The following is a 9,636-nucleotide window of genomic DNA, read 5'->3' on the forward strand; positions in this document are numbered from 1 at the left end:
AGGCCCTATGACAAGCCATGCAAGAATAGTAGCAATTATAACAGCATTTTCCCACCTTATCCTTGCTATCCTTATAATGGCATTGGTCGCAGCTGGAACATCACCGGTAACATTGGTGCTAGCAGTTGCGAGGAAAGCAAACACTAGACCAAACAAACCTAGGATAGGTGTTGGTGAGTACTTAGCTATTATATCGATAGGGCTATAGATCCCACCTGTTAGCGATGTCGCTATAAAGCCTAGTAGTGTACCCACAACCTGAGGCACTATCAAGCCCAATGTATGTCCATAGTATAGAGTTTTGAAGGACTTGTTATACCTACATATATCGGAAACATTCAGGGCTATCGTACTCCACCAAGCAGTCTGAACAGCTATCATGAGGAAGAACTCGGTACTGATCCAGCTTACCCTACCCTCATATATGGGAATAGGGTTTTTGGGGATCGAAGGCTCTGTATATAAATAGATCACGAACCATGTGAAGAATATAATTAGGAGAGGGCCTGCCACTAGATCTAGATATTTGATCCCCGTTATTCTTTTATAACCTACAAGAGCAACTATAGCTAGATATATTATAAATGTTATAGGAGTATATCTAAGGGATTCCGAGACTATAGCATCAGGTGGAAAGCCTGCTACAAGCATGGCTGAGGCTGTGATAGCCCATGCAGCTATATATCCATCAACACCATACCAGAAGATCGATACTATAGCTCTAACTAGAAGAGGAACTATAGATCCTCTCACACCAAAGGAAGATCTGAGCTGAACCGGGAATGGAATCCCGTATTTAACACCTAGCCAGCCATTAAGAGTCATGATCGCTGCAACAACACCATTGCCTATGAACGCAGCTATAAGGGCCTGTAGAAGGGATAGACCCAAGATCTGTGATAACCATCCTAGAAAGAAAATTGATGTAGTTATAGCCATAGAAAGTATCATAACCGTATAGGTAAAAGATCCTATTGTCCTCTGTGAAATAGGTGTTGGAAGAAGATCAGGGTGGTCTTTCGTGCCTATTACTCTAACTTCTACTAAACCCTCACCCAATTCAACCAACCGAAATATATTAACATATTAGTTTTAAATATTTTTCAAAAGAGGATATATTGGCATATATAATGAAAGGCCGTTGAAACGCTTAAAAGAGATTAACCTAAGTTAGAAATTATTGAGAAAGCATATGATCTAGGATACTATGAATATCCTAGGAGACTAAATCTAGAAATGCTTTCGAAAAAGATCTGTATGTCAGTATCTATGCCCTCTAAAATGTTAAGAGTTGCTAAGAAAAAGATTATTATGAAATATCTTAAAGCTATAGACAATTATTTAGACATCGAGTAGTAGAACTACATCGGCGGAGATCGCATCCAGCTTACCTAATCCTTATGTTACCCAGTACCTTGATAATGGATCTCTAATCCTGGTTAAAATTATAGATCATCTATTGCCGAATGTAGATCTTGAACTATAGAGCTTCATTCCTATCAGAGCTCCCATACCAAACATTGCTCCTGAGCTGTGTCCTATTTCCAAGAGATCTATCAGAGCTCCGATCATCTTGGGATCATTTGGATCTCTCAGAAGCTTCTCTAAAGGCTCATAGATAACCCCTTTAGAGGCTTTCCTAAGTATATATGCTGAGATCACAGTAGTCTTCTTGAGGCTCGACTCACTGATCTCCACGGGCTTTCCTCCACATATTTTTCCCAGAATATTGTATGTTGTTATGAACCCAGCAGCAAGATCGTCGCACGACGGGGTTAACCCTCTTCCGAATCCTATGCATTTTTCAAGGAGCCTTACTAGCTCTTCAACATGATCCCTTCCTATTGCTATGCTATGTATGTGTTTTAGTATATCGCTGAGGATCTCAAGCTCATCTCTATAGATCTTTCCTATAAATATTGATATGTTTAAGAACCTCTCTAAAGTTTTATCAATATCTTCTAGGCTTTTGATTTTATAGCATATCTCTCTATAGGTTTTAATCTCTGGGCTATAGATGGAGGCCTTCGCAAGATCTATAGCTATAGAGTTGTCTACAAGTATTAAATTCTTATCAATGACTAGGCGATCTCCGATGGAGATAAATTTAGATAGATCTTTAATATGTAATAAAAAATAATCCATATCTAGTGATATACTGGATTCAGATCTAATTCTAGACACTGCTATATCGAAGACTATATCTCCATTAAGCTCTACATAGGCTCCTCTTGAAAATACGCTGTGGATCCTAAAGATCCTGTGCTTTGTAATATATTCCTTCGCTATCCATCCTATCGAATATGCTGGGATCCTCTTCATTGGTTATAGCCCATATACCTCTGCAAATCTTCTGAGAGCAGCTTTGAAAGGCTCTATCGGCATTGTAACTATCCCAGCCCCTATCTGTCCTTTGTTAGGCTCTCTATGGGCTATCCCGGTGTTTATAGTGGGGGTTATACCTGTTGCTATTACCTTCCTAATATCTATCCCGGTTGGCGTGCCCTGCATCTCTAGATATGGTATTGTGAAGTATCTATGCTTCGTATATGTGATCTGGTACATCCTCTTCGTGTTCTCAACAGCGAATTCAACAGATCCTCCAACCCAGCTTACGATAGCTGGGGCTGCTGCCATTGCAAAGCCCCCGAAGCCCGCTGTCTCCGTTATCGCTGAGTCCCCTATATCTGGGTTGGCATCTTTCTCAGAATATCCAGGAAACCACACCCCCTTGGGCACTGGTGCTGGTGCTGTGAACCACTCATCCCCAAGCCCGCTCACCCTTATACCAAACTCGGTTCCATTTCTAGCCATAACCGTTACTATTGTGCTATATTTGATACTATGGGCAGCCATAGTCATCACCTTAGCCCCTGCCATGACTATGTTGAGGGTTGTGAATGGGTTTCCATATATGAAGCTATATGCCTCCCTAACCAAGGATCTATCGAGATCTGTTGAGAAGATATAGGGAGCCATCTCCCTTATAAAGAGGGTTGTTGCAGCCACAAGCCTGTTATGGCAGTCGTCACCCATATGTATAGCCTGCGCTATGAGGGATTTAACATCGAGGCCTTCTCTACCATCTCTCCTCATAGCCCTTATAGCCTCTCTAAGAACTGGGTAGAGAACCCTCTCCATCCATCTAAGCCTATCTATGACATCCCTATCATAGACACCATATCTGAGAACCCTTCCAATACCCTCATTCATATTTGAATATGCATATCTCTCAGGGTTCCTCCGATCCTTAACTATATATACAGGCATCCTAGGAGAGATCACACCAGCCATGGGGCCTACCGAGCTGTGATGATGCGTAGGCTCGATAACGATCTCACCCCTTCTAAGCATTCTATCAGCCTCCTCAGGAGAGCTAGCCCAACCCTCATAGATAGCAGCACCTATGAGAGCCCCCCTCAGAGGCCCCGAGGCCTTCTCATATGTTATGGGTGGGCCTGCATGGAGCAGCATATAATCCTTCATACCTGGGATAACCTTTATAGCTAGATCCATGTCGACCCAGTATGGCTCAGCCTCCATCATCCTCTCAACAGCATCCCTATTAGCCCTCTCAACCTCCTCCTTAATAGACTGTACACCTCTAGCCATGCTCCCCACCCCTCTTCCATCTAAGGGCTAGCCTCACCGAGTCCAGGATCTGCTTATACCCTGTGCATCTACATACAATGCTATTGAGAACCTCTGAGATCTCCTTATCAGATGCGTTAACCATGTTCTCAGAGATCCAATATGCTGTGAGCACAAATGCTGGTGTGCAGTATCCACACTGGTATCCAAACGACTCTACAAAAGCCCTCTGAACCGGGGATGGCTTCAAACCCTCTGAAAGCCCTTCTAAGGTAATTATATTCGAGCCATTAGCCTCAACGGCTAGTACTGTGCATGACTTCACAAGCTTTCCATCCATGATCACAGTGCAGATCCCACAATCACCTACGAGGCATCCAGCCCTAACACTTTTGATCCCAAGCCTGTTTCTGAGAACATCTATCAGCCTCTCACTAGGCTTAACATCAATAGCCCTTTTAACCCCATTCACTGTAAAGCTGATCCTCACAGGCTTTCACCCCCTAATAGCTTTCTGAGAAGATATGCTGTTCCGAACTCTATTAAGTGCATTCTATACTCCCTAGAAGCCCTCGCATCATTCGGAGGATCTACGAGTGATTTTATATATCTAATCGCCTCGCCGATTAAGGATGTTATGGGCTTATCCTGTCTAAAGATCTCCTCTATATTCTCAACAAGAATTGGCTGGGGAGCTGCGGATGAATATGCTATCCTCACTATCCTCTCACCCGGACTATCGATCTTAGCTGTTAGAGCAGCGATCCCAAGGATCCACCAGACCTTGAAGTAAGCCCCCCTAGATCCTTGAGGAGGCTCTGGCACATAGATCTTTGTGATCACCTCATCAGGCTCTAGAGAGAAGCCTCCTCCCTTCCTAACAAGCTCCCATATAGGGATCATCCTAGTCCCTCTCATAGATGAGATCTCAACCCTAGCCCCTAGAACCATTAGAGGTGGTATTGTATCAGCCTGGAGGGTTGGATTACATATGTTACCCCCTATCGTGGCCCTGCTCCTAAGATGGAAATCCCCTATCTGCCTCACAGCATCCCAGAGCACGCTGTACTTGCTCCTAACAATATCGCTTCTCTCAAGCTCCCTAAGGGTTACAGCAGAACCTATCGATAACCCCTTCCCCTCGTTATATTCAAGGACTGTTAGCTCCTTAACCCTTTTAATATCTATCACATACTCATATCTAAACCCTGTTCTCATTAGATTTATAAGAACTGTTCCACCAGCTAGTACAGCTGCTCTATCCCCATACCTAGACTTCAGGGCTAGGAGCTCGTCTAGGCTCTCCGGCGATAGATATTCGAAGTCTGGGAGGGTTGTTCTGAAGACAAGGGCCATCGGATCACCCGATCATGGTTTTTCTAAGCATCTCGAGGAGATCAGGCCTCTGCTCCTTAATAGCTTTTAACAGCCTCTCAGGCGTTATAGGGTATTCCTTAACCCTAACACCTATAGCCCTGTAGATGGCATTAGCTATAGCAGCCTGCCATGGCAGCGCTGTGAGCTCCCCAATACCCTTTGCACCATATGGAGCATTTCTCTGTGGAACCCCGAGGCTTTCAAAGACTATCTCGGGAGGCATATCCTCGACCCTTGGAAGCCTATATTCTAGGAAGCTGGGGTTTCTCAGAGCCCCTGTCTCGTCAAAAGCTATAGCTTCTTTGAGCGCTAACCCTATACCCATTAACACACCACCATATACCTGGCCAGCTGCTAGGCCTGGATTTATGATCGGTGTATCTGCTACGAAAACCGCTTTTAGAACCCTTACCTGCATAGTTATCAGATCAACCTCCACCTCAACACCACCTGCAACGAATGTTACGAAGGGCTTTGGATTCCCCTTCCCAGTCTCTGGATCTAGATACGTTGTTCCCGAGGGCACATGGGATCCCCTTCCTATTAATGGGCCATGTATAGTCTCCCCACTTGGGAATGTATATCCAAGGGCTATCTGCTCAAGCGATAAGCATTCCCTCGGCCTCCCAGCAACACATGCCCTGCCATCCCTAATCTCTATCTCGTCCTTGAACACGTTGAAGGCTCTCGCAGCAACCTCCCTTATCTGCTCCTTCAGATCCTGGATAGCTCTTAGAAGGGCCTGTCCATCGCTGAAGAGACCCCTGCTACCCACCGTCTGCCAGGTGTATGGAACAAGATCTGTAGACCTATGGGAAGAGATCCTCACCTTCTCAACAGGTATGCCTAGCTCCTCAGCAACAATCTGGGCTAGAGCCACAATTGTTCCCTGGCCGAATTCCCCTGTTCCTACAAGCACATCAACGGAACCATCCTCATTGAGCTTAACAATTGCTGATGAAGCAGCATTGGGAGGCTGTACAGGTCCTTTCCACGCAGCAGCTATCCCCTTACCCCTCACCCTCCAGGGCTCTCCAGGCTTCTCAGGGGGTTTATAATACTCTATAAGCTCTGCAGCCCTTCTAATAACCCCTGCTGGGTCTCCAGCATCCTCGGCTAGGATCTCCTGGGTTGGTGTTATAGAGGATCCTGGTTTGAGCGCGTTCATCAACCTAAACTCTACAGGATCGATCCCGAGTTTCTCGGCTAGAATATCCATCTGCTGCTCAAACGCAGATGTTAGCTCGAGAACCCCGAAGCCTCTGAATGCTGTTGTGGGAACCTTATTAGTGTATACGGCATATCCATCAACACTTATATGGGGTATCTCGTATGGACCTGTAGCCATAAATGTTGATGATCTTATGACGTTTACTGTGTAGTCAGCATATGCCCCCGCATCGAGGTAGTACTCACCAATATGTGCAACAAGCTTTCCATCCTTTGAAGCCCCTGTCCTCATCTTAAACAGGAAGCCGGGCTTCTGAGCCATGTAGTAGAAGTTCTCCTCCCTATTCAGCGATAGATAGACCGGTCTGCCACCAAGCTTCATCGATATGAGAACAGGTATATGCTCTAAGAGCAGACCAGCCTTCCCCCCAAAACCCCCTCCTGTGTAGAGGTGGTGAACAACTATCCTGCTAACAGGTATGCCGAGGGAGCTTGCAAGTAGATTTCTAACCGCAAATGGTGATTGATGGGAGGACCAAACCTCTATGGTTCCATCACTTCTAACCCTTGCAGCTCCAGCCCATGTCTCCATATATGCGTGGGACTGGGGATCAGATCTATATGTCTCCTCAACAACCACATCAGCCTCCTCCATAGCCTTGCTAGCATCTCCTTTCCTCAGCTTAACCCTATTAGCTATATTACTCCCTGGAACTGGGTTGATGAATGGAGCCCTTCTATACTCCCCAAGCCTCTCATGTATCACAGGGGCTCCAGGGGCTAGGGCCTCCTCGATTGTGAATACAGCTGGGAGGGGCTCTACCTCTATATCTATAAGCTCTGCAGCCTTCTCAGCTATATCCAGGCTCTCTGCAACAACTGCTGCGAATGGATGCCCATAATATAGGATCTTCTCCCTGGCAAGCACATCTCTATCCGCTGCATATATCCCAACCTTATGTGGGAAATCCTCGCCTGTGAAGACAGCCACAACCCCTGGCACCTTGAGGGCCTCTGAATAGTCTATCTTCTTTATCCTAGCATGTGGGTATGGAGCTGATACGAGCTTTATATAGAGCATCCCTGGCAACTCTATATCGCTTGCAAATAAGGCTCCACCGTATACCTTGTCAACATCGAATCTCGGTATAGGCTTACCCACATATCTAAATCCCTTATCCTCCATAGGAACGCCAATCAATGTTATCTTTGAAGGGGATATAAGCTGGTTCGATATATAGCTGATATCCTAGATATTTCCTTCACCAATACTCTATAAGGGCTGGTAGTTGGGATTTATAGGGGGTTTCCTAGCCCTGATCTCATTTCTAACTATATATCCCGTGCCAAGCAGATATAGATCTATATATGATGCTGCACAGTACTTCCCACTAGCCCCTATAGTAGGTCTCCTCAGAGGAGTCCCGATATCATTGCTATCCTATGTGCTTGCAAAACACTATCCAGAGGGTTTTATCGCGGGTATCATGGTGGCGTTTCACATGCTTGTCCAAGGCTTTTTACATGTTGATGGCTTTATAGACTATGGAGAGGCTCTCCTCGCCCACAGATTTGGCCGAGATGCTAGAGATGTTATGAAGGATAGGTATAGAGGATCCTATGGGGTCTCTGTAGCAGCCCTCTATGTAGTGCTTCTCTACACATCTATATCATCAGCCCCTCTCGAATATCTACCTGTGATCCTAATGCTTGGAGAGGTTATAGAGGGGGTTTCAATGGTTATCACACTATGGCTTGGACATGAAGAGCCGTATAACGGGCTGGGAAGGATCTTTAAGGAGAGGATTAGGGCGGGAGGGGCTATAGCTTCCCTCATCATCGCATCTGCTATATATATAGCCACAATATATTTAATGGATATCCGGTGGAGTATCCACCCATTTATAACAGGTATATTATCTCCTATAGTTGTTACCATTATAGCCAATAGGATCCCTGGATATGTGAGTGGAGATATAATAGGGTTTTCAGGCGAGCTATGCTACCTAGTATTTATAGCATCATGGGTAATCCTATGATCGAGTATCTGATCCCCTCTAACCCTATCTATAGAATCGCCCCGATTCTCATCGGCCTCATAATGGATCTTCTATACCCCTATCATACTGGGATAATGCTGAAGATACACCCAGTATATACAAGCTATGTAATGGCGAAGAAGCTAGCCCCTCCAGGATCTACTAGGTTGAGGGGTGTGGCAACATGGGTAATAGTTATGGCCACACATCTAGCTCTATATGCCTGTGCTCTATATATATCATATCTAATCAGCGATCTCCTATGGCTTATCATAGCATCATATATAGTTAAGATCTCAACACCTGTAAAGCTTTTAAGGGATATAGTTCTCTCAATAGCTAGATGCCTCGAGAGAGGAGATCTCCTTTGTGCGAGGGAGAAAACCTCTTGGATAGTTAGGAGAGATACAAAGAACCTAGGGGAGGGCCATATAGCGTCTGCAGCAATAGAATCCCTCTTCGAAAGCACTGTAGATGGTATCTCATCCCCACTATTCTACACAGCCCTTTTCGGTCCCCTTGGAGGGCTTGCACAGAGAATCATAAATACCCTTGATAGTGCTCTGGGATATAAAACTCCCGAATATATCTATGCGGGATGGCTCTCTGCAAGAGCCGATACAGCTATAAGCTTTATCCCAGCAAGGATTACCGCTATATTAATTATTATACTTGCACCAATAGCTGGTGGGGAAGTGGGTAGGGCGTATAACATATATAAAATATATAGGGGTAGGACTGAGAGCATCAACGCCGGGCATCCCATGTCTGCAGCCGCTGGAGCTCTAGGTGTGAGGCTAGAGAAGATCGGTAGCTACTCTCTGGGCGAGGGGGAGCTCCCTAGATATGGAGATATCTATAGAGGGTTGAGGCTCTTCTACTCACTTCTGATAGCTATATATATTCTTTCTATAGCTCTCGCAACGCTGACTCACATGATCTTGAGGATCTAAAAATCCGCATAGATCGTTATAGCTCTATGGCTATGGCGTTTTCGATAGCTCGATCAGCCTCGAGATCTTAGCTATATCTCTATATGATATATTGATCGTGGGTATCCCCCTTTTAAATAAGGATCTCATGATATCCATGCCACCCTTGATCATATGTAGGGCTTCTAGCCTTGAAGCTAGATCTCTTTTTCCTATAGTGTCAATATCTGGGGTTGGGATCACAGCGTATATAGACCCCCCGGAGGCTTTAGCAGCTCTCATGATAAGCTCTGAAAGGTTAGAGGCATACCCAGGATCCATTGTTGGGTGGAGGAAGAGAAGGACAGAGCTTCCCTCGCCCACATATCTCGATATAGCTCTTATAATCCTCACATGATCTTCTTCAGCAGGCTTCCCAAGATCTGGGGAGAAGGCTATTTTGGAGAGGGATGAGATAACCCTTCTATAGGCATTAACACCCCTTATAGGTGGTACTATATCTAGAAACCCCTTTCCAAATGCTATTA

The 9,636-nt window shown here is 45.2% G+C and carries 9 protein-coding genes; 2 read left to right on the forward strand and 7 right to left on the reverse strand.

Annotated features, from left to right (window positions below; all coding sequences use genetic code 11):
• The 6 genes from QXE01_09450 to QXE01_09475 form a co-directional block, all read right to left on the reverse strand.
• On the reverse strand, positions 1–1,059 hold a 1,059-nt coding region (locus QXE01_09450; protein ID MEM4971464.1), incomplete at its 3' end, for a cytosine permease.
• A 393-nt stretch (positions 1,060–1,452) separates the two neighbouring features.
• Positions 1,453–2,322: a DUF2877 domain-containing protein gene (locus QXE01_09455; GenBank protein ID MEM4971465.1), complete on the reverse strand. Its 870-nt coding sequence runs from the start codon at positions 2,320–2,322 to the stop codon at positions 1,453–1,455.
• A gap of 3 nt (positions 2,323–2,325) precedes the next feature.
• Positions 2,326–3,612 carry a DUF1116 domain-containing protein gene (locus QXE01_09460; GenBank protein ID MEM4971466.1) on the reverse strand — a complete coding sequence of 429 codons (1,287 nt, stop codon included), beginning with the start codon at positions 3,610–3,612 and terminating at the stop codon, positions 2,326–2,328.
• Positions 3,605–4,081: a (2Fe-2S)-binding protein gene (locus QXE01_09465; protein ID MEM4971467.1), complete on the reverse strand. Its 477-nt coding sequence runs from the start codon at positions 4,079–4,081 to the stop codon at positions 3,605–3,607. The genes QXE01_09460 and QXE01_09465 overlap by 8 nt, the downstream gene beginning before the upstream one ends.
• The gene (locus QXE01_09470) at positions 4,078–4,947 is read right to left on the reverse strand and encodes an FAD binding domain-containing protein (GenBank protein MEM4971468.1); all 870 of its coding nucleotides are present in this window, start codon (positions 4,945–4,947) and stop codon (positions 4,078–4,080) included. The genes QXE01_09465 and QXE01_09470 overlap by 4 nt, the downstream gene beginning before the upstream one ends.
• Positions 4,948–4,951: 4 nt before the next feature.
• A complete protein-coding gene (locus tag QXE01_09475; protein MEM4971469.1) occupies positions 4,952–7,324 on the reverse strand; it encodes a xanthine dehydrogenase family protein molybdopterin-binding subunit in 2,373 nt (790 codons plus the stop codon).
• A 103-nt stretch (positions 7,325–7,427) separates the two neighbouring features.
• Between QXE01_09475 and cobS the strand changes: the two genes are divergently transcribed.
• Both cobS and QXE01_09485 read left to right on the forward strand, forming a co-directional pair.
• On the forward strand, positions 7,428–8,177 hold the full coding sequence (gene cobS, locus QXE01_09480) for an adenosylcobinamide-GDP ribazoletransferase (protein ID MEM4971470.1): 750 nt from the start codon (positions 7,428–7,430) through the stop codon (positions 8,175–8,177).
• Positions 8,174–9,130 (forward strand): cobalamin biosynthesis protein, encoded by a 957-nt coding sequence (locus QXE01_09485; protein MEM4971471.1) that lies wholly within the window; start codon positions 8,174–8,176, stop codon positions 9,128–9,130. Before cobS ends, QXE01_09485 begins: the two co-directional genes overlap by 4 nt.
• 30 nt (positions 9,131–9,160) lie before the next feature.
• Here QXE01_09485 and QXE01_09490 read toward each other — a convergent pair.
• Positions 9,161–9,636, reverse strand: a 476-nt coding sequence (locus QXE01_09490; protein ID MEM4971472.1) for a hypothetical protein, incomplete at its 5' end; no start/stop codon positions are given.

The sequence above is a fragment of the Sulfolobales archaeon genome, assembly GCA_038897115.1.
In the GTDB taxonomy this organism is placed as follows: Archaea; Thermoproteota; Thermoprotei_A; order Sulfolobales; family AG1; genus AG1.

Excerpts from the sequence above, each read along its gene's own strand:
- QXE01_09455 (MEM4971465.1), bottom strand. The coding sequence starts at position 2,322 with ATGAAGAGGATCCCAGCATATTCGATAGGATGGATAGCGAAGGAATAT.
- QXE01_09460 (MEM4971466.1), bottom strand. The coding sequence starts at position 3,612 with ATGGCTAGAGGTGTACAGTCTATTAAGGAGGAGGTTGAGAGGGCTAAT.
- QXE01_09470 (MEM4971468.1), bottom strand. The coding sequence starts at position 4,947 with ATGGCCCTTGTCTTCAGAACAACCCTCCCAGACTTCGAATATCTATCG.
- QXE01_09475 (MEM4971469.1), bottom strand. The coding sequence starts at position 7,324 with ATGGAGGATAAGGGATTTAGATATGTGGGTAAGCCTATACCGAGATTC.
- QXE01_09485 (MEM4971471.1), top strand. The coding sequence starts at position 8,174 with ATGATCGAGTATCTGATCCCCTCTAACCCTATCTATAGAATCGCCCCG.